This is a genomic window from Streptomyces sp. NBC_01481, assembly GCF_026339995.1.
Taxonomy (GTDB): domain Bacteria; phylum Actinomycetota; class Actinomycetes; order Streptomycetales; family Streptomycetaceae; genus Streptomyces.
In genome coordinates this window covers 416,368-435,376 of the sequence record NZ_JAPEPT010000004.1, presented here as the reverse complement: position 1 = coordinate 435,376, position 19,009 = coordinate 416,368, and the positions used below count along the sequence as shown (strand labels likewise).

At 67.3% G+C, this 19,009-nt stretch carries 12 protein-coding genes and 2 pseudogenes; 9 read left to right on the top strand and 5 right to left on the bottom strand.

Translation table 11 applies throughout. The annotated features are described in order from the left end of the window. The first annotated feature begins 16 nt into the window (after positions 1 to 16). Entirely contained in the window at positions 17 to 427 is a 411-nt protein-coding gene (locus OOK40_RS23710) for a VOC family protein (RefSeq protein WP_266485439.1), read from the top strand. Between the two features lie 143 nt (positions 428 to 570). Here the strand turns inward: OOK40_RS23710 and OOK40_RS23705 are convergent. Further along, a pseudogene (locus OOK40_RS23705) lies at positions 571 to 938 on the bottom strand (TetR/AcrR family transcriptional regulator); the annotation flags it as partial. 401 nt (positions 939 to 1,339) lie between these two features. On the opposite strand from OOK40_RS23705, the gene OOK40_RS23700 reads away from it, so the two are divergent. The 5 genes from OOK40_RS23700 (at position 1,340) to OOK40_RS23680 (ending at position 8,575) form a co-directional block, all read left to right on the top strand. Next, a complete protein-coding gene (locus OOK40_RS23700) occupies positions 1,340 to 2,548 on the top strand; it encodes an MFS transporter (RefSeq protein ID WP_266485437.1) in 1,209 nt (402 codons plus the stop codon). 278 nt (positions 2,549 to 2,826) lie between these two features. After that, positions 2,827 to 3,399 carry an ATP-binding protein gene (locus OOK40_RS23695; protein ID WP_266485434.1) on the top strand — a complete coding sequence of 191 codons (573 nt, stop codon included), beginning with the start codon at positions 2,827 to 2,829 and terminating at the stop codon, positions 3,397 to 3,399. Between the two features lie 335 nt (positions 3,400 to 3,734). Further along, positions 3,735 to 5,297: a SpoIIE family protein phosphatase gene (locus tag OOK40_RS23690; RefSeq protein ID WP_266485432.1), complete on the top strand. Its 1,563-nt coding sequence runs from the start codon at positions 3,735 to 3,737 to the stop codon at positions 5,295 to 5,297. 307 nt (positions 5,298 to 5,604) lie between these two features. Then, positions 5,605 to 6,078: a hypothetical protein gene (locus OOK40_RS23685; RefSeq protein ID WP_266485430.1), complete on the top strand. Its 474-nt coding sequence runs from the start codon at positions 5,605 to 5,607 to the stop codon at positions 6,076 to 6,078. A 91-nt stretch (positions 6,079 to 6,169) separates the two neighbouring features. After that, positions 6,170 to 8,575 (top strand): tetratricopeptide repeat protein, encoded by a 2,406-nt coding sequence (locus OOK40_RS23680; RefSeq protein WP_266485428.1) that lies wholly within the window; start codon positions 6,170 to 6,172, stop codon positions 8,573 to 8,575. On the opposite strand, the gene OOK40_RS23675 is transcribed toward OOK40_RS23680, so the two are convergent. The 3 genes from OOK40_RS23675 to OOK40_RS23665 form a co-directional block, all read right to left on the bottom strand. After that, entirely contained in the window at positions 8,553 to 9,083 is a 531-nt protein-coding gene (locus OOK40_RS23675) for a gluconokinase (RefSeq protein WP_266485425.1), read from the bottom strand. The two genes, OOK40_RS23680 and OOK40_RS23675, sit on opposite strands and share 23 nt — an antisense overlap. 1,272 nt (positions 9,084 to 10,355) lie before the next feature. Further along, positions 10,356 to 11,711 carry a chloride channel protein gene (locus tag OOK40_RS23670; protein ID WP_266485422.1) on the bottom strand — a complete coding sequence of 452 codons (1,356 nt, stop codon included), beginning with the start codon at positions 11,709 to 11,711 and terminating at the stop codon, positions 10,356 to 10,358. 440 nt (positions 11,712 to 12,151) lie between these two features. Next, a complete protein-coding gene (locus OOK40_RS23665; protein ID WP_266485419.1) occupies positions 12,152 to 12,436 on the bottom strand; it encodes a hypothetical protein in 285 nt (94 codons plus the stop codon). Between the two features lie 354 nt (positions 12,437 to 12,790). Here OOK40_RS23665 and OOK40_RS23660 point away from each other — a divergent pair, with 354 nt between their 5' ends. The 3 genes and pseudogenes from OOK40_RS23660 to OOK40_RS23650 all read left to right on the top strand — a co-directional run. Beyond that, positions 12,791 to 15,406 (top strand): glycosyltransferase, encoded by a 2,616-nt coding sequence (locus tag OOK40_RS23660; protein ID WP_266485416.1) that lies wholly within the window; start codon positions 12,791 to 12,793, stop codon positions 15,404 to 15,406. Continuing rightward, complete coding sequence (locus OOK40_RS23655; RefSeq protein ID WP_266485414.1) at positions 15,406 to 16,857, top strand: radical SAM protein; 1,452 nt, start codon at positions 15,406 to 15,408, stop codon at positions 16,855 to 16,857. Before OOK40_RS23660 ends, OOK40_RS23655 begins: the two co-directional genes overlap by 1 nt. A gap of 83 nt (positions 16,858 to 16,940) precedes the next feature. After that, positions 16,941 to 17,066 (top strand): annotated as a pseudogene (locus OOK40_RS23650) (acyl-CoA desaturase); the annotation flags it as partial. 143 nt (positions 17,067 to 17,209) lie between these two features. Here OOK40_RS23650 and OOK40_RS23645 read toward each other — a convergent pair. Next, a complete protein-coding gene (locus OOK40_RS23645) occupies positions 17,210 to 18,736 on the bottom strand; it encodes an SDR family oxidoreductase (RefSeq protein WP_266485411.1) in 1,527 nt (508 codons plus the stop codon). Positions 18,737 to 19,009: the final 273 nt, after the last annotated feature.

Genomic DNA, 19,009 nt, shown 5'->3' with positions numbered 1-19,009 from the left:
ACGAAAGGAACACCCCGTGCCCTCTCGCCTCAACCCGTACATCGCCTTCGACGGCGACGCCCGGCAAGCCATGGAGTTCTACAAGGGGATCTTCGGCGGCACCCTGACGGTGAACACGTTCGGCGACTTCGGCCAGAAGGAAGCCGGAGCCGACAAGATCATGCACAGCATGCTCGAGACCGACAGTGGCTTCACGCTCATGGCCGCCGACACCCCACCCGGGATGGAGTACAAGTTCGGCAACAACATCTCCGTGAGCCTGAGCGGAGACAACGCCGACGAACTGCGCGGCTACTGGACCAAGCTCTCCGGCGACGGCACGGTATCGGTCCCGCTGGAGAAGCAGATGTGGGGCGACGTCTTCGGCATGTGTACGGACCGCTTCGGCATCACCTGGCTGGTCAACATCAGCGAGCAGCAGGCCTGAACGGCAGTGACGCGCCGGTCTCCCCCGAGGCGGCCGGCGCGTCACTCGTGGCGAGACCCGAGGGGCACGCGGGTGGTGCCGCCGCTGTCGGCGTGGGGGCACCTGCGGACTGGAGCTGCCGCCGCCAACCTGGACAATCCCGGTTACCCGGCGATGACCGCGGTCACGACCTTGTGGACGGCTTCAGCCTCCGGCGGAGTGCCTTTCCGATCGGCGAACAGCATGTGCACGGCTCCGATCAGCGTGGGAGCGAGCGTACCGACATCGGCATCCGCCGCGATGCGGCCCAGTTCGCGCTCGGCGGTGAGGTAGGAGGCGATCATGGCCGCAGCTTCCGTCAGGACCGGGATGCCGGTCGGCGTGGTCCGGCGGAGCGGGGCACGCAGGTCATCCCGAGAATGACAAGGCCGACGATCGCCACCGCGACCGACCCGAACAACTCCGTCAGGGCGCCCGTGAGGTTGTCCGAGACGGTGCCGGTCCCGGCGGAGTTGCGCAGGGCGGCGGCCTGGCCGCCGCTGCCGCCGCCAATGCGATCTAATGGGCTTGCGCACGCGGAGCAGACAGATCCCGATCATCACCGGTCGGCAGCTCCGCCTTGGTCCGCGCCGCCCTCAACTCCGGATGGTTGTACATGACTGCTGCCTCTCCCCACCCCGATCCTGCTCAGCCCATACAGAACACAGCAGGCTCGCCGACTGCACCGCAGCATCAGGGACTGTTCCTCCAGCCGCGCTACACCGTCGAACTGCCGCCACTGGACGAGGAGGAAGACGACTCCTATCCAGCTTCCCCCCTACCCGCACACCGGCGGCGCGGAGCAACCCGCGGACGATGACCGCCACGCTCCCGGCCGGCCTGCCGGGCCGTGAGTAACGATGCGGGCGTGACACCGCTCGTAAGGTGACGTGCGTGATCGTTCGCAGGGGAGCAGTGAACGCAGCCGGCGGTTGGCGGCCGGGCTATCCGGCTGCGGCCGCGGTGTTCGCCATCGGGATGGCAGGGACCACTCTGCCCACACCGCTGTACGGGCTCTACCAGGAACAGATCGGGTTCTCCGAGCTGATGGTGACCGTGGTCTTCGCCGTATACGCGGTCGCGGTCATCACCGTGCTGCTGGTGGCGGGGAACTACTCCGACGAGGTCGGCCGCAGACCGGTGCTCCTGTGCGCCATGGCTTTGTCGGCCGCGAGTGCGGGATGTTTCCTCCTGCAGAGCGGTCTGCCTCTGCTCTTCGCGGGGCGACTGCTGTCCGGCGGCGCGGCCGGCCTGCTGAGCGGTGCGGCGACAGCGGCCATCATCGAGCTCGCCCCTCCCGGCAAGAAGGCGCGAGCCGGGTTCGCCGCCACTGCCGCGAACATGGGTGGTCTGGGCTGCGGGCCACTGCTCTCCGGGCTGCTCGCGGAGTACGCGCCGTGGCCGCTGATGCTGCCGTTCTGGGTCCATCTGGGGCTGGTGGCTGTGGCCAGTGGCATCACCTGGTTCCTGCCGGAGACCGTGGCGGAGCCGAAGCGATGGCCGCCTCTGAAGCCGCAGGGGCTCACGGTGCCTCCGGAGGTGAAGGGTGTCTTCGCCCCCGCCGCGGTGGCGGCGTTCGCCGGCTTCGCGCTCCTCGGGCTGTTCACGGCGGTCGCACCGAGCTTCGCCTCGCAGACGCTGGGTGTGCACAACCTGGCCGTAGCGGGCGGGCTGGCATTCTCCGTGTTCCTGGCCTCGACCGTCGGGCAGTCCCTGACACAACGGATCGGCACGCGACTCGCGCTCCCCGTGGGGTGCGGCATCCTCGTCGTGGGCCTGATGCTGGTGGCGGCGTCACTGATCGCCGAATCCCTGGTTCTGCTCGTCCTGGGCGCTCTGTGCGGCGGCAGCGGCCAGGGACTGGCCTTTCGCGCGGCACTCACCCTGGTCAGCGGCGCGGCCCCGGCACAGCAACGAGGCGGCACCATTTCGGCGTTCTTCGTCGTCGCCTACGCCGGGATCTCCCTGCCGGTGGTCGGTGTCGGCGCCATGGCCACATGGATCGGACTGCGCGAGGCCGGGCTGATTTTCACGGGCTGCGTGATGCTGCTGGCGGCGGGCGCGGGAACATACGCTGCGCGCCGACCGCCGACGGGGGCGTAAGCAGGGCGCCCGAGCCCTCCTGTCCGAGGGGGAGCCGACGCCTGGGCTGCCCGGTGGAGACAAATGCCCTGAACTGACCCTTGTCCCATCATCGAAACCCGATTAGGGTTCGGCAATGTCGAACATCGGTCGGTAGCACTCCCACTCCGCTCCCGCGGAACCGACCGTGTGCAGCGGTCGACTCAGCGTGGCCGGCCGCTGGTCACAGACCGCGCCTTCAGGAGGGCGCAACTCAACAGCCGCCGGTAACCCTGCCGGGCAAACCACCGGGAATCGCCATGCGAACCACCCTCTCGAATCCGTCCGCGGCACGGCGCCGTACCCACACGCACCGCGTCCCGGCCTCTCGCCCAAAGCCGGGCAATGCTGTGTGCGTCTACGGCTTCACCGTGCTCGCGGTATCCGCGGAGGTCCCTGTCGCCCGAAAGAGGGCGACAGGCGTCCTGCGGGACTGGGGGCTGCGCGAGGACGGGTTGCACACGGCTTCGCTCGTGATCTCCGAGCTGGTCGGCAATGCCGCACGGCACGCCGTCCCGGAGTCGGCCAGGACCACGGTGACACTCACCAGAACCGGGACGACGCTGGCGCTTGCCGTGCATGACGACCACCCCTTCCTGCCGCGGCCACAGCTCAAGGCCGATCCCGGACGGGACTGCGGTCGAGGCCTGATGATCGTCGACAGCCTCGCCCGCGAGGCCAGCGGCGCGTTGCACGTACGCCCGATGCACACGCACGGCAAGGAAATCCAGGCAGTCTTCCCCGCCGCCGACTCCGCGGACAGCGCGGACCTCGCGGCATGTCTGGCCGCCGCCTGCCCGGTGATGCACTTTGAGCACAACAGGCCCAGCTGACCTCTCCGCGCAGAGTTGGCATTGGCGGCATGGCCGCACCTGCGCGCAGCGGAGGTGCAGTACCTATGAAAACGGCTCCGCCTCTTCGCCCGAGGGTGGAGGCGCGCGGGGCATCTTCCCAGGTCAGCCTCTGATGGCAGCGCATCCTGCCGCCCTCCGTCGGCTACGGACCCACTAATCTGCTCCCCCAGCGGGTAGCCCGGGCAGCGGAGGCTGGAGGGTGCGTGGTCGGCGGCTGCGGGGAGACCATGGAGTAGCCCAGAGCGATGGGCGACGCGCGGGCCCGAGCCGTGGCAGGCAGCAAAGTGCGGCGGCGGGCGGAAGGAGTGCCTGCGATGAGTCCAACCGGATCCTTCGGGGACGACCTGGGACCGACTGGGTCTGCCTCCGTCGCGTCAGGTGGTCTGCTGGACATGCTGGGCGTCGCCGCCGTCGTACTCGATGCCGAGGGCAGGATCGATCTCTGGAGCCCGCAGGCCGAGGACCTGTTCGGCTACAGCGCCGAGGAGGCCCTCGGCCAGTACGCGGGCAACTTGCTGGTCCATGAGGAGCAGATGGAGGTCGTACTGGGCGTGTTCGCCCAGGTCATTGAAGAGGGCAGTAGCTGGGCCGGCGTCTTCCCCGTCCGGCACAAGGACGGCAGCACGCGGCTGGTGGAGTTCCGCAACATGCGTCTGCAGGACGACCAGGGGGACAACTACGCCCTGGGCCTGGCCGCGGATCAGGCAACGCTACGGCAGGTCGAAAGGGATCTGGCACTGTCCGCACGATTGGTGTCCCAGTCGCCGATCGGACTGGGTGTACTGGACACCGACCTTCGGTACGTCTCGGTCAACGCGGCGGAGGAGCGGATGAACGGCGTGCCTGCTGCCGAGCATGTGGGCCGGCACGTCCATGACGTGCTGCCCTTCTTGGACGAGTCCTTCGAAGCGACGATGCGCGAGGTTTTGGCTACGGGCACCCCGGTCTCGGACCAGTACACCGTCGGCCGCACCCCAGCCGACCCGGAGAACGAGCATGCGTGGTCGATCTCTTTCCACCGGCTCGAAGCGCCCAACGGGAAAGTGCTGGGGGTGGTGACCTCCAGCGTGGATGTCACCGAGCGCCACCGTGCCGTGCAGGAACAACGCCGCACCGTTCTCACCCTCCAGCGCAGCCTGCTGCCCCACCCGCCGCCGCAACGGCCTGGGCTGGCTGTCGCCTCCCGGTACCAGCCAGCCCAGGCAGCCAGCGAGATCGGCGGCGACTGGTTCGACGTGATCGCGCTCGGCGGCGACAAGACCGCGCTCGTCGTCGGAGACGTCATGGGCAGCGGCGTCAGCGCCGCCGCCACCATGGGCCAGCTCCGCACCGCCACCCGCACCCTGGCCGGCCTCGACCTCGACCCCGCCCAAGTCCTGCAGCACCTCGACCACATCACCGAGGACCTGGACACCATCGCCACCTGCGTCTACGCCGTCTACGACCCGCACAGCGCGCAGTGCCACGTCTCCCTCGCGGGGCACCTGCCGCCCGTCATCCTCCATCCGGACGGCAAGCGCGAACTTCTGGACCTGCCCACCGGCGCACCGCTTGGCGGCTGTGGCGTCCCCTTCCACACGACCCGCCTCGACGTCGTGTCGGGCGACCAACTCGTCCTCTACACCGATGGGCTGGTCGAGACCCGCGACCAGCCCATCGACGCACGTCTGGACACTCTCCTCGAAGTCCTGGACGACCCCGATCGCTCACTGGACGACACCTGCGACATGCTTCTGCGCTCCCTGCGCCACCCGGGAGATCACGACGACGTAGCCCTGCTCATCGCCCGGGCCAGGCCCTGTCCAGAAGGCGAGGAGACTCCCGTCCGCGATCAGGATTCGTCTGACATGGATCGACTTGCAGACGGTTTCGACTGACATTTGCCTTTCTTGCGCAACTTGCGTTCAACCCCAGCGCTAGGCCAGTTCAGGCGGAATGATGCGTTTGTAGGACAGGATTGGATCCGGGCCAGGCAGTTGATGCTGGCGTCGGGCGCTCGGACTCACGGAATCTGTACTGGGCGGCGAACTATGAAGGCCGCCTTGTTGCTGATCGCTTCCGCGCCTCTGGGGGCTATCACTCGTGCACTGATGCCCCGCCACCGGCGGATCCCTCGGTGAGATCCAGTGAACGCGCCGGGCGTACGCGTCCGGTGAGGACCCGAACCGGATTGAAGGAGAAACCTTGGACACGGATCCCTTGACGACCCTGGCGATGGCCGGCGCACACACCATCGTCGCGGCGATGGCCACCAATGCGTGGGAGTCGGCCCAAGCCGCCGCGGCCCGGCTGTTTCATCGCCGCGGCCACGCGCTGGAGGCCGTCGAGGCGCAGTTGCGCGGTGATGCCGCCCTCGTGGAGGAGGACGAGGATGCAGACGGCGTCCGCACGGAGTTGGTCGGGCCCTGGAGGCGGCGACTGGCAGCGCTCCTGCGCGAGCACCCCGAGGCCGAAGACGACCTGAGAGCGATGGTGGACGAGGTGTGCCATGAGCTCCCCCAGCGCCAGCAGAGTTGGGTGCAGAACAACACCGCCCGTGATGGCGGTCAGCTCTTCGCCGTCCAGGGCGGCGGCAGCATCCACGTGAGTCAGGTGTCCCCGTCACAGTCGCGGGGAAGCGCCCCCGGTGCCGGAGCGGACCGCGGCGGTGACCGGTGAACCAAGGAGCAATTCCCGGCGAGAGGCGCAACATCACAGCGGACGCCGGCCGACAGCCGTCAGGTCCGGCCACAGGGCGCGGTGGTCCGCTGTGAACGTATCTCCAGGGGCCGAGCACGGCGGCCCGCATCCGAGCCAAGTGCCCGGTTCGCGCTACTCCCAGACGAACAAAGCCGGCACGTCGTTCCTCGTACAGCACGGCGACATGGAGGTCAACTACCGTGTTGCAGAAAGGCCCCAGGGAATGGGTGACGACCAGAGCACGGAAGCTGGGGGCGTCGGCTCCCAGCCCCTCTTCACGAACGACTTTCTGCCGTGCCCTCCCAGCCGCTCGGTCTTCACCGGCAGGAGCCAGGAACTGGCCGCGATCCGCGCAGAAGTGGACCGGTTGGAGCGGGAAAGGCACGGCGTAGCTGTCGTCGTGCTGTGGGGCATGGCAGGTGTGGGCAAGACCGCTCTCGCCCTGACCGCCGCGCACGAACTCAAAGGCCGCTTCCAGGGACCGAAGGAATTCCTCAACCTGCGCGGCTACTCCGACACCCGGCCCACGCCCACCGAGACGCTGGCTGCACTCCTGAGCCAGGTGGCCAAAATCAGCGCAAGCCAGATACCGACCAGCCAAGTCGAACGGGCCAGACTCTGGCGCAGCTGGACGTCAGGCCGGCAGACGCTGCTGGTACTCGACAACGTCCAGGACTGCGCCCACGTTCAGCAAGTATTACCCGGTGACGGCAAGCACCTCCTCCTGGTCACCACCCGTCACAGGACAGGGCTCCACCTCCTGGACTGCACCCCGCGGCACCTGGAGCCGCCGCAGGCAGCCGACGCCCTGCGCATGTTCCGCCACGCAGCGGGCCAGGATGCCGACCACATCGAGCAGGATGCCTTGGCCGGTCTGCTCAAGCAGTGCGGGCACCTGCCGCTGGCCATCCGAATCCTCGCTGCGCGACTGCGCGGCAGCAGCGCCGACCTCCACCGGATCCTGGCCGAGACCAGCCAGGCCGAGAGCCCTCTCCAAGGCCTGGACGACCTCTGCTCCTCGGAGAGCTTGGCGGTCTCCGCTCTCTTCGAGGCGTCCTACCGGCATCTGCCAAGGAGCACACAGCGGGTCTTCAGGCTGCTGGGACTCCATCCACTCGGATCCGACTTCAGCGTCCGCGCCGCGGCCGCACTGGCCGGCCTGTCACCTACGCTCGTCGGCAGGAAGAAGGAGTCCTGCATAGGCACCCACCTCCAGCGCCTGTGCGACGCGTCCCTCCTCGACATCGTCGCCCTGCCTTCAGCCCACCACGCCGAAGTCAGCTACACCATGCACGACTTGCTCGTTCCCTTTGCCAGGGGGAAGGTCCGCCCGACCACGACACACAAGGCGATCGACGGCATGCTGGACCACTACTGGCGCACCGCCCTTGAGAGGTCCGCCAGCGCCGAGCCGTCGCTGACCCGCCACGTCCGCCCCCGCGTCGAACCGCACCAGCCCCCGTCGCGCCCCGCACCGACCGCAGGAAACACCACGACCGCTCCCGCCACCTCCTCGAGAACTGAGGCTCTGGCGTGGTACCAGCGGCACCGGACGCACCTGCTGGCATGCCTCGACATCGCACGACTGGAGGACGAGGCCCGGCGCGAGGACAAGGAGTGGAGCGACTGTCTGGACCGCTGGACCATCCGACTCACCAGTGCCATGGCCGGCCCGCTGCGCAGCCACGGGCCCTGGGACCAGGCGGCCGAACGACACGCTGAGGCGGCGGACGCAGCCCGGCGCATCGGTGACCGGCCCGCGCTCGCGGTGGCCCTCAACGACCTGGGCATCATCAACCGACTGCGCCGCCTCCACGACGACGCCCTCAAGGCCCTGAGCGAGGCGGAGCTCATCTTCAGTGGCGAGCTGCCGCACCACATCACGCCCGAGGACAAGAAGCTCGGACAGGCCAACGCGCTCAACGAGCAAGGCATCGTGCACAACGAGGTAGGGATCGAGCGCAACGACGAAGGCCTCTTCCGCCGCGCCGCAACCTTGCTCCAGCGGGCGCTGGCGCTCTACCACACCATCGGTGACGGCATCGGCACCGCCAACGCCACCAAGAATCTCGCAGTCTCCCTCTTCCATGCCGGCTTGCTCCAACAGGACGCCCGACTCAGGGATACGGCGCTCCGCCACCTGGACACGGCCGGAGAAGGCTACAGGGACGTCGGCGACGAACTCGGAGTCGTAGAGGTGCTCAATCACAGGGGCATCCTGCTGGACAAGGCAGGTGACCGTCGTGAGGCTCTGGCTGACTTCAACTCGGTCCTCGAGCCGGCCCGGCAGGTGGGCAGCCGACTGGAGCTGGCGAAGGCATGGGACGGCATCAGCCGCTGCCGGGAGACGATCGGCAGCACCTCTGACATGGTCGTGCAGGCTCTGGAAATGGCGGCAGAGATCTACGCCGAGATAGGTGCCACCGCCGCGCGCCGACAGGTCGCGGCACGGCTCATACGGTTCCGGCGCGACTGAGGCGCGCGACGGCTTCCCGCACGATTTCCTCGGGCGTGGCGGACGCGTCGACCGCCACGCCCGGCTCGTCGGACTGCAACGGCTCCAACGTCTGGAACTGCGAATCCACAAGGGAGACCGGCATGAAGTGGTCGCTGCGCGCGGCGACCCGCTCGCCCACGAGCGCGCGCTCCACGGTCAGATGCAGGAACCAGACCGGCGACCCGGCCTCGCACAGCATGTCCCGGTAGCGGCGCTTCAGCGCCGAGCACGAGACGACCCCGCCCTCCCCCGCTCTGCCGCGGTCCCGGATCCAGCCCGCGATGGCCGTCAGCCAGGGGCGCCGATCATCATCGTCGAGAGGCTTTCCCGCGGCCATCTTCGCGATGTTGTCGGGCGGATGGAAGTCATCGGCCTCCGCGTAGGAGACACCCAGCTTCTCGGCGAGCAGCCGACCGATCGTGCTTTTCCCGCAACCGGCCACCCCCATGACCACCACGACGCCTCGCGGACGACCGTCGCTGCCCATGCGTCACCCCTCGTAGTTGGACGGGCACAAGGGTAGCCAGTGCTCAGACTTTGACGTGGTCCTTTAGAGGTCTGTGCAGATGCCTGTGTCCACACCGCCATCGAAGACGGCTCCGTACATCACAGGGGCGAAGAGAATCACCGCGCCGAAGAGGACGTTCAGCCCCAGGACGTGAGCCCAGTTGACTCGGAGTGGGCCGTGGCTGTCGGACGGGACAGCGGATCGATGGCGCTGGTGTGACCAGCCACAACCTCCAAGGGAGTTGCGTGGCCCACGTTTCAGCCGCTGATTGAACGCTGACTCTCTCAGCCTCGTTGACCTCGGTAACCGGTGCCCGCCTGCAGACCGGTGAGTGAGTGAGGTTCGCACATGCCAAGGGTCCTTCCGAAAGACACCGAACGGCGCCTTCCGGTCGCCGGCTGCCCCGCAGCCTGGTCGGCCGACTGCCCTTCCGTCCTGCGAATCACGTACTGAGCGGTCGAACCCATGGACTATTGCCTTCCCTGCCGCCGCGCCCTCAACGGCGCCGTGACGTGCCCAGAGTGCGGGGCATACGACTCCGACATGGCAACGCCGAGCGACGGGAGCGGCGGTGCACGGGCATCCGACCTGGCGGCGCTGGATGCCCTCGTCATCGAGGGACCGGGCTCCTTCGAGTCCCCCGACGTTTCCTGGTCGCCCGCTCCCTCAGCCGATGCGCCGTCAGCCCGGCGCCGCCGTGCGCCGCGATTGCAGAAGTACGGCGGTCGGACACTTGCCGCGGCCACCTTCGCCATGCTCGGCGGCCTGGCCGCGGCATCGTTGCTGTCCCAGCGCTCCGACGGCTCCCCACTGGCAGCGCCGACCCCGGAACGGGCATCCTCCGACGAGCCGGATGTCCCCGTCACCGAATCACCTGGAGCCTCACGCATACCGGAACGTCCGGCCACACGCCCGGCCAGAGGAAGTGCCCGGGACCGGACCAGTGATGCGACTCGGCGCCCTCGTCCGACGGCCACTGACCGGGAATCCCCGGCTGCCCGAACTCCAGCAGCCCCCACCGGTCCCCCCGTGAAGGCCAGGCCGACGCCCCGTCCCTCCAGTGGCCGCCCCAGCCAGTCGGCCTCGCCGACGGCGATCCCTTCCGCAAGTCCTACCGGCAGTCCCAGCACCTCGCCCACGAGCAGTGCCGCGCCGAGCACCACGGGTCCGCCATGACTCGGCCTTCCCGTTCCAGGGGCATTCGCGATTCCTCGCGTCCTGAGCGTGCCTGCGATACTCCGGACGCGTTTTTCAGGGGTGCTGCAGACTCGGCTTTTCCTCCCGACCCGGCTCCGGGTCAGGAGGAGGTGTGAGCCTGGCAGTCGCGACGTACGAGACCACGACAGCGACGATCACCAACGGCATCACGGTGAGCCCCTGTGACCCGATCAGCAGTGTGGCGAGCAGGACGGAGACCAGCGGAAGTCTCAGCATCGCGGCGCTCATCGCTCCGATGCCCATCGCGAACCCCGCGGTGAGGGACAGCCCCGGGGCGTGGGAGAGCAGGAGGCCGCCCGCCGCTCCCACGAACATCGCGGGAAAGATGGGGCCTCCCCGGAAACTGCTGAGCGATACGCAGTAGGCCAGGCCCTTGAAGAGCACCAGCAGCAACAGCGTGCCCACCGAATACGATGCGTTTTGCGAGAGAAGAGGATTCAGCGCCACCTGGCCGGAATACAACACGTCCGTCGCGGGCTTGCCGGTGCTCTCCGCATAGCCGATCGCCAGCCCCGCCACGACCAAGCCCAGGACCACCGTGGCCAGTAGGCGTCGGCGTTCGACGTGCGTCTTCAGGCGAACGGCGAGCCATCGGATTCCCACGCCCAGGAAGGCGGCTGACAGCCCGACGATCAGCGCCCAGCCGAATTCTGCGGCTGTCGGGGTCGTGGCCTTCGGCACGTCCGGGATTGCCAGCGAGTAAGTGCCAAGGCCCGTCCAGGATCCCAGGCCGACGAAAATGAGCGCACCTATGCCCGCAGCGAGCAGCCCCGGCACCAACACCACGCCCAGCATCGGCCCGCCGAGCCCCGATGCCTCCATCAGGAGGAACGCTCCCAGCAGCGGCGATCCCAGCAGCGAGCTGATGGCCGCGAAGCTGCCCGCCGCTCCCATCACCGCGCTCGCCCGCTCCGGGAGGTCCCGCTTGAACAGGCGCACGGCGGCTACGGCCAGCCCGCCGCCGAGGGCCAGGAGAGGCGATTCCGGTCCGAGGACCGCACCGAAGGCGAGGGTCGCCAGGGCGGCGAAGAAGATCCCGGGTAGCTCGATGGGCCGGGGCGCGCCCGCACTCTTGAACCCGCCTGACGGTTCATGGCCTCCGTGTCCCGGCAAGTACTGCACGGCAAGCCCCGTGAGCAGTCCCCCGACGGCAAGCAGCGACAGCGGCCACCACACCGGCGTTCCATCGAACCCCAGCGCCTCGGGCAGATCGGTGTAGATCCACGGCTGGAGCTCGCCGACCAGCGCGAGGAAGCCGAACGCCGCCGCTGACACCGGCACTCCGACCAGTGCAGCCATGACCAGAAGCCCCAGATAACTGCGGCTCCGGAGAAGTGTCAGTGGATCCTGGGGTGACGCGTCCGCCGGTCCTGGCGTGGCGACGGGCATGCGCACTGCCTCCTCGCGATGCGGACCTGATGCGTGGTCTCACCAGGTGTTCTCAGCGAATGCCCAAATGCCCGCCACCTTGCTGCGAGCGGCCCTTTTCCACTCTGGCACTCCGTCCTGACGCCGGCACTCCGGGGCCACCCAAGCGGGTAGTCCTGGGTTACCGGATGGGCGGTCCCGTCACGGCCGGTCTGGCAGGGAACTCCAGCGCGAAGTCGAGGGCGTCCCGGTCCGGCTGACGGATTTTCAGCTCGTCGGGCGCCGGGTCGCCGGGATCCACCAGCCGGTCGATCCGGCGCTCGTGGCCCGCGACCTTCCACGGCGTCGCGCCCGCCGGCCGCCGGCTGTGGTTGCCGCCGGGTCGGCACGTAGTCCCCGACCGGAGGCATCGCTCCGCCCACCGGGCCAGGGACCCGGTGGGCGGAGCGGCTGCGCCGGAGCTAGCGGGCGAGCGACCCGTTCTGGGCGTCGGACGCGGACTGCCACGCCCTCATGCCCGCCAGGGACGCCTCCTTGGCCTGCCGCCACTTCATGGCCGCCTGCTGGGCCGGGGGCACGTCCATGTCGCGAATCATCCGCCGACCTGCCGTGAACACGGCGAAGGCCGCCATGGCCATGCCGGCGCACGCCACCATGGCTCCGGCTGCGGTGAGCACGGCACCGGTCGTGACAAGCCGGGTGTCGATCTCGAGCGTCCCATGGGACTGATGGTGGTGCTGGTTCATGACTCCACCATCCACCGGAGGGAAGCACCGCGCATCCCGACCGACGGCTCAGGACGCCGTACCACCCAAGTGGCGGTACGTGCAGCCGTGGTGTCACCCGAGGAGGCGTCGGTCCGGCCGCGACGTGCCGACGATCGTCGTGGTGCCGACGTACCGGGCTCGTGCCGGGCTCCGGAATGGCATCATCGGCGCACCTGTCGCCGATGAGCTGGGCTCCCGCCGTGAGACGGCAACGGGGCCGGCCCAGGGGGCCATCGCTCTCGCTGGCCATTGACGTGCCCTCGCCAGCGGTCGCTGAGCGCGTTAGCGTCGAGGAAGCCGCAAGGTCCGACAGCGGGCAGGAGCGTCGATTCCATGACCGTACTGTGGGGAGTCTCCTTCGACGCCACTCCGATTTCCGGCGTGGTGGTGGAGTTCGTGAAGACCGCGCTAGCGTTCCGGAACCAGGGCTATCGCGCGTATCTCGACCTCGGTTACGACATCAAGGCTGACAAGAATTCATTCTTCAGGCCCTACACCGACGAAGCCTTGCTGCTTCCGGACTGGGTTCAACTCGACCGGATCGACGGCATCGACGAGATCCCGGACTACGACCAATCGTTCGTTGCCGCCGTCCTGAACGAGTACATTCAGGAGGGCCTGGGCGAGCAACTGCTGCCGCGGGTGGACGCCGTCGCCGAGGCGCTGGGTCAGCGGATCGTGGAGCACTGGCAACGCCTCGACGTGTCCTTCGTGATGGTCGAAAACGGCACTCTGCCGGAGAACATCGTGTACACGAAGGCGCTCTACCGAGCCATCGAGCACTACGGGCGGCGGAATAAGCTGGGCCGCTTCGTACTGTGGCGGGACCACGATCTGATGTGGCAGAGCGAACCGGGAATCAAGAAGTACGGTGAATTTCCGTACTCGCGCACTGTGGCTCCTGTGAACTCACCACACATCTACTATGTCGTGCCGCACGAGGAGGCGCGGCGCAAGACTCTTGAGTGGACTCCGGGCTTGCAGAACATCGGTGTCTTCCCCAACAGCTTCACGCACGTGCCAGCAGTCGTTGACCAGTACAACGCCGGTTTTCGCCGCGAACACGGAATCCCAGAGGATGCTGTGCTCATCGCCCGTTGTACCAGGATCATCCCGCAGAAGCGGATCGACCGGGACATACACCTGGTGGCCAAGCTCGCGGACCTCGCGGACGCCTATCTCTTCGTTGCCGGCGACACCTCAGAATCGCCGGAGGAGCACGCGAAGCTCATCCGTCTCGCCGAGACGCTCGGAGTGCGCGATCGGGTCGTTTTCGGCGGCTGGCTCGCGCCGCACGAAACCCATGTCGGATGTCCGTCCGGGCGCGGATACTCGGTGCGGGACTTGCTCGCCCACGCCAACGTGATGTCGTTCCTCACCTCCTATGACTACGAAAGCTATGGGAACCCGATTGGGGAGGCGATCGCCTCACGCGTCCCCTACATCACCAGTCGCTACGCACTGTACGACACGGTGTACGGCGACAAGGGCTTCCGCGCCCCGGTCATGGAACTCACCACAAATGATCTGCCCACTCAGTCATTTGTTGACAGTGTGGCCGAGTTGGTACTGGACGAGCAGCGGAGCGAGGAAACGGCGGAGTTCAACTACCGGCTCGGCAAGGGCCAGTTCGATACCTCCCGTGTCGATCAGGTGCTGGCCGAGCTGCTCCCTGCCCCGATGGACGAGCGGACACGGCTCAGCGTCGTACTGCCGGTCTACAACGAAGCGGACAATCTGCCTGCCGTGCTGAGCTCACTCCACGGACAGCGTGGTGCAGATGGACCGCTCGACAAGACGCTGTACGAGATTGTGGTGGTGGACAACAACTCCACCGACGACACAGTGAAGATCGCGCGCCGATTCGCCGCCGACCACCCCGATCTGGCGATCCACGTCGTCCCGGAACACGAGCAGGGTGTCGCCTGCGCACGGAAGAAGGGCATGGACTTCGCGTCGGTACGCAGCAGAAGACGCGGGCGCCGCGCCGCCGATGAGAGGTTCTACCTCGTCTCGGCCGACGCTGACTGCCAGGTGGACGAGTATTGGTTGTGGGAGCTGTTCGCCGCGATGGAGTCGAGCAAGGCCGCCATCGGTGTCTGCAACTACTACTACGCCGCAGAGCACTTCACCCGCCGACCACGACTGTGGACAGCTATCCAGCGCACGCTCCGCTGCCGAGCCGTGACGTTCGGGCTGTTCGGTGGTTTCCCGGACGGCAAGGGATTTGCGGTCGACAGAGACGCCTACGAGAAGGTCGGCGGCATCGAGATCGCCTACCAGCTGCAGGACGGGCGTTTCGTGAACCACCTTTCCGACGACTGGGACTTCGGGATTCGGGTTCGCAACTCCGGGGAGGAGATCACCTATGTTCCCACGTCTCGAGTTCAAATTAATCCCCGGAGGGTCAACCACGCCATCGATGAGGTGATCACCGGTCGGGCATACGGTTCCGACGGGATCATCGTCATGCGGGACATCCGCGTACAGGACCCAACCCTGGACCGCGAGGGAGATCTCACTGAGGACGAAGCGCAACAAGCGTGGGACTTCTCGGTCAAAGACTTCACGCCGAAGAACACCATCCTCCCCGTAATGCTTACCCCTTCCCTTCTCGACAACGACGCAGTCATCCAGTTCTTCGGACCCTCTCTCGCCCATCGGCTCGGTCACCGGATCGCGGAGATCAAAGACGAAATGCGGCTGATCGACTTCGCCCCGATCCACTCCTACAAGACACCGTCCTACCGGTTGTACTTCGAGTTCGCCGACGAGCTGTTCGCCAGGCTGCGCGCCACTGTGGGTGAGGACATCGGCTATCCACCACCGCTGCCGGCTTGCCTGCGCGAGGTGCCGCCCGAGCGGTTCTCCGAGTTTGTCGGGTACTTCTGCGAGGACAGGGAATCCGGCGAGGCACACAACTACTTCGGAAATGGAGGGGTGTTCTGATGAGCCTGAGCAATGGACAGGCTGTGGCCTCTCTGTATGAGGTTGATCCGCGATATCCGGTGCCTTCGGTGCTCGAGGTGCTGGCTGCCCCAGCGAATCGACACCTGCTCGAATACGTGACGGAGGATCCGTTCGGCGCCCACGTGTTCCCTGGCAACATCCCGGACTATTCACCGTCGGACTTCTTGACCGATCTCGACCGGCAACTCGCCTCGACTGCGCCTATCCACCTGTGGTCATACATCCCCACCTGCGCGTACCGGTGCCGGTTCTGCCAGTACCCAGTGGTGTTGATCAAGGGAAGGCCGGATGCTACCGAACGCATGGCCAGCCAATGGGTCGACTGGAACATCCGTGAAGCTGAAATGTGGCTGCGTGAGGTACCCCATCTGGGGTCAGCGCCGATCGGCGAGTTCAACGTCTTCGGCGGCACTCCATCGTTGCTCCCACCGCGCGCCATCAGCCGATTGATCACCTTCTATCGCGAGAACTTCAACTTCACGCCGGACACGGCCATCCGCTTCGAGGGGGATCCGAGCACCTTCACCGTCGAGAAATTGGAACTGCTCGCCGAACTGGGCTGCACCAAACTGTCCAGCGGGGTGCAGTCGTTCGACGACCTGGTGCTCCAGCAGTGTGGCCGCGAGCACACCGCGCAGATGTGTGTGGACTTCATTCGCAACGCACAACGCGTCGGCTTCGAGTGGATCAGCATCGACCTCATGTACGGGCTGCTTGACCAGAGCGTCGACAGCGTCCGCAGGGACCTCGACATCGTCGCTGAGCACGATCTGACGGCCGTGGTGTGCGCCAAGCTGCATCTGAAGTCCTTCAGCGACACCAGAACCGGAGTGTCCGGGGAGAAGCCTGCGGCCTGGCAACTGCCCGCCTACCGGAGCAAGCTGGCCGAAACCGGCCATCGCTGGCCGTCCCTCGGGGAGCAGTACCAGATGCGCGAGGTCCTCACCGAGGGCCTGACCCGCGGAGGCTTCCGTGAGCACCCCACCATGTACTTTGCGCGAGACGGCCTCGGCCCGGAAAAGTGGAAGTCCATCATGGTCGACCAAGACAAGCAGGAAGCCGAGGTCGCGATCGGACTGGGTGGTAGTTCCAGTTGCCAGACGTCGGAGGCGATCACCGATGTGAACCCGAAGACGTACTCAGCCGCGTTGGAGTCCGGCCGACTTCCGCTGGAGTCAGCAACGCGGTTCTCCGAAGACGCCCAAGAGGCCAGGTCGATCAAGATGGCGCTGTCGTCCCTACAGCCGCTGCGAGACGAGCTTCACCAGCGGCGTTTCAGCGGACGGTCCCTGCTGGACGAGCCGTGGCGGCACATTTTTCGTTCACTGGAGGAACGCGGCCTGACTGCGGTGAACGACCGGGCCAAGGAGATCAACATGACGTCGGAGGGCAAAGTCCTGATCGAGGCGATCATCAACACCGAGCTCTGACGTCCAGACGACCACACAGCAGCCGCTGAAACACCCCCGAACGGGCACACGAGACGGGGGCGTTGGTCCACCACCGATGCCCCGCGGGGCTGATGGGCCGCCGACCCGGCTACTACACGGCACGGATCACGACGGTGGGCGCGCTCTACACCGGCGGCTGGGGCGCTTTCGTGTTCATCGGGGCCAGTTGGTGGACGCTGGCCATCGCTCACGGTTGGCAGGGGCAGCAGCCAGCATTCGCCGGAGTCGTCATGTCGCAGGTCCCGGCACAGCTCGCCCCTCTCACGCTTGGCCGGGATGGCGACGTGATCCCCTTCGTCAACACGCACGTGCTGGGCCCGGACTCACGGCCTCAGCCCGGATTCGTGCCGTGGCCGTCATGAGCGGCGTCCGCTTGGACTGCGGCCTGCGCGATGTTGCGGGCCATACCGCCGAACACGACCGCATGGAACGGCGACACGCTCCACCAGTAGACATGCCCGAGCAGACCGTGCGGGTGGAACAGCGCACGCTGCCGGTAGCGCGCCCGGCCTTGTTCGTCTTGGTCGCAGTTCATCTCCAGCCAGGCGAGCCCCGGCAGGCGCATCTCTGCACGCAACCGCAGCAGCCTGCCCGGTTCGATCTCCTCCACGCGCCAGAAGTCCAGCGAGTCCCCGACCCGGAGCCGTGCCGCGTCCCGGCGGCCACGGCGGAGTCCGGTGCCTCCGACCAGCCGGTCGAGCCAGCCTCGTACGACCCAGGCGAGCGGGAAGGAGTACCAGCCGTTGTCACCGCCGATCCCCTCGATGACCTGCCACAGTGCGTTCGGTGAGGCGTCGACGGCGAGCGCGCGTCGGTCGACGTAGAGACTGCCTCCGGCCCAGTCCGGGTCCGAGGGCAGTGGATCGCTCGGAGCGCCGGGCAGCGAGGCGGAGGACCAGCGGGTGGCGACCTGAGCATCGCGTACGCGCTGAAGGGCCAGGGTGAGCGCCTGGTCGAAGCCGATCGGTGCACCAGGCGGATCGGGTACGTACCGGGCGATCTCGTGCTCGCCGCAGATGACCTCGTGCCGCAGCGACTCGACCAGCGGCCGCGCGAGGGAGGGGGGAACGGGAGTAATCAGGCCGATCCACAGGCCGGAGAGACGGGGCGTCAGCATCGGTACACGCAGGATGAAGCGGTGGGGCAGGCGGGCCACTACCGCGTACCGCTGCATCATCTGCTCGTATGTCATGATGTCGGGCCCGCCGAGGTCGAACGCGCGGTTCACCTCGTCGGGCATCCGTGCACTACCCACCAGATACCGCAGCACGTCCCGGACACCGATCGGCTGGATGCGGGTGCTGACCCAGCTCGGGGTGACCATGACCGGCAGGCGCTCGGTGAGGTAGCGCAGCATCTCGAAGGACGCCGAACCGGAGCCGATGATGACCGCGGCGCGGAGCACGGTCGCCGGCACAGCCGAGCGAAGGAAGATCTCGCCGACCTCGGCGCGGGACCGCAGATGGGGCGACAGTCCGCTTTCCGGCACATCGGCCGGGGTCAGCCCGCCCAGGTAGACGATGCGCCGTACGCCCGCAACGCGAGCCCGCTCGGCAAACACCTGGGCGGCCTTCCGGTCGGTCTCCTCGAAGTCGTCTCCGGCCCGCAGGGCATGCACGAGGTAGTAGGCGACATCGATACCGCGCAGAGCGCACCCGACCGAATCAGGATCGGTCACATCTCCGCGAACCGCCTCGGCGTGCCTTGCCCACGGGTGGTCGCGCAGCTTGTCCGGAGACCGGGCCATGCACCGTACGCGGTACCCGGCGTCCAGCAATTCGGGGACCAGCCGGCCTCCGATGTACCCCGTCGCGCCCGTCACCAGACAGTGCAGGCTTCGCGTGTCCGGGCCGCTCATGGAAGCCTCCGATCCGGAGAGGTACGTCAATGCCACTCTCGCCTCTGTCGACGGATTTCGCTCATGAGGCAGCAGCGGATGTGGTGCCGCCCTCCGTAGGCGCTCGGGACCGGGACGTGTCGGCTGAGCGGAGGGTCTCTGGAATGCGGCCCTGCGCCGTCTGCCGGCACCCGCGTCCCCTGTACGTCCCCTCGATCTTGCGTCGAGCCCGACAGCGCCGCCGCATAAGCCAACCGCAGCCTTGAACGCTTGCATCAGCGCAGGTCAGAGACG

What these genes read in the sequence shown, in the direction of transcription:
- OOK40_RS23675 (WP_266485425.1), bottom strand. Translation starts at nt 9,083, where the DNA reads ATGGGCAGCGACGGTCGTCCGCGAGGCGTCGTGGTGGTCATGGGGGTG.
- OOK40_RS23660 (WP_266485416.1), top strand. Translation starts at nt 12,791, where the DNA reads ATGACCGTACTGTGGGGAGTCTCCTTCGACGCCACTCCGATTTCCGGC.
- OOK40_RS23665 (WP_266485419.1), bottom strand. Translation starts at nt 12,436, where the DNA reads ATGAACCAGCACCACCATCAGTCCCATGGGACGCTCGAGATCGACACC.
- OOK40_RS23655 (WP_266485414.1), top strand. Translation starts at nt 15,406, where the DNA reads ATGAGCCTGAGCAATGGACAGGCTGTGGCCTCTCTGTATGAGGTTGAT.
- OOK40_RS23695 (WP_266485434.1), top strand. Translation starts at nt 2,827, where the DNA reads ATGCGAACCACCCTCTCGAATCCGTCCGCGGCACGGCGCCGTACCCAC.
- OOK40_RS23670 (WP_266485422.1), bottom strand. Translation starts at nt 11,711, where the DNA reads ATGCCCGTCGCCACGCCAGGACCGGCGGACGCGTCACCCCAGGATCCA.
- OOK40_RS23645 (WP_266485411.1), bottom strand. Translation starts at nt 18,736, where the DNA reads ATGAGCGGCCCGGACACGCGAAGCCTGCACTGTCTGGTGACGGGCGCG.
- OOK40_RS23690 (WP_266485432.1), top strand. Translation starts at nt 3,735, where the DNA reads ATGAGTCCAACCGGATCCTTCGGGGACGACCTGGGACCGACTGGGTCT.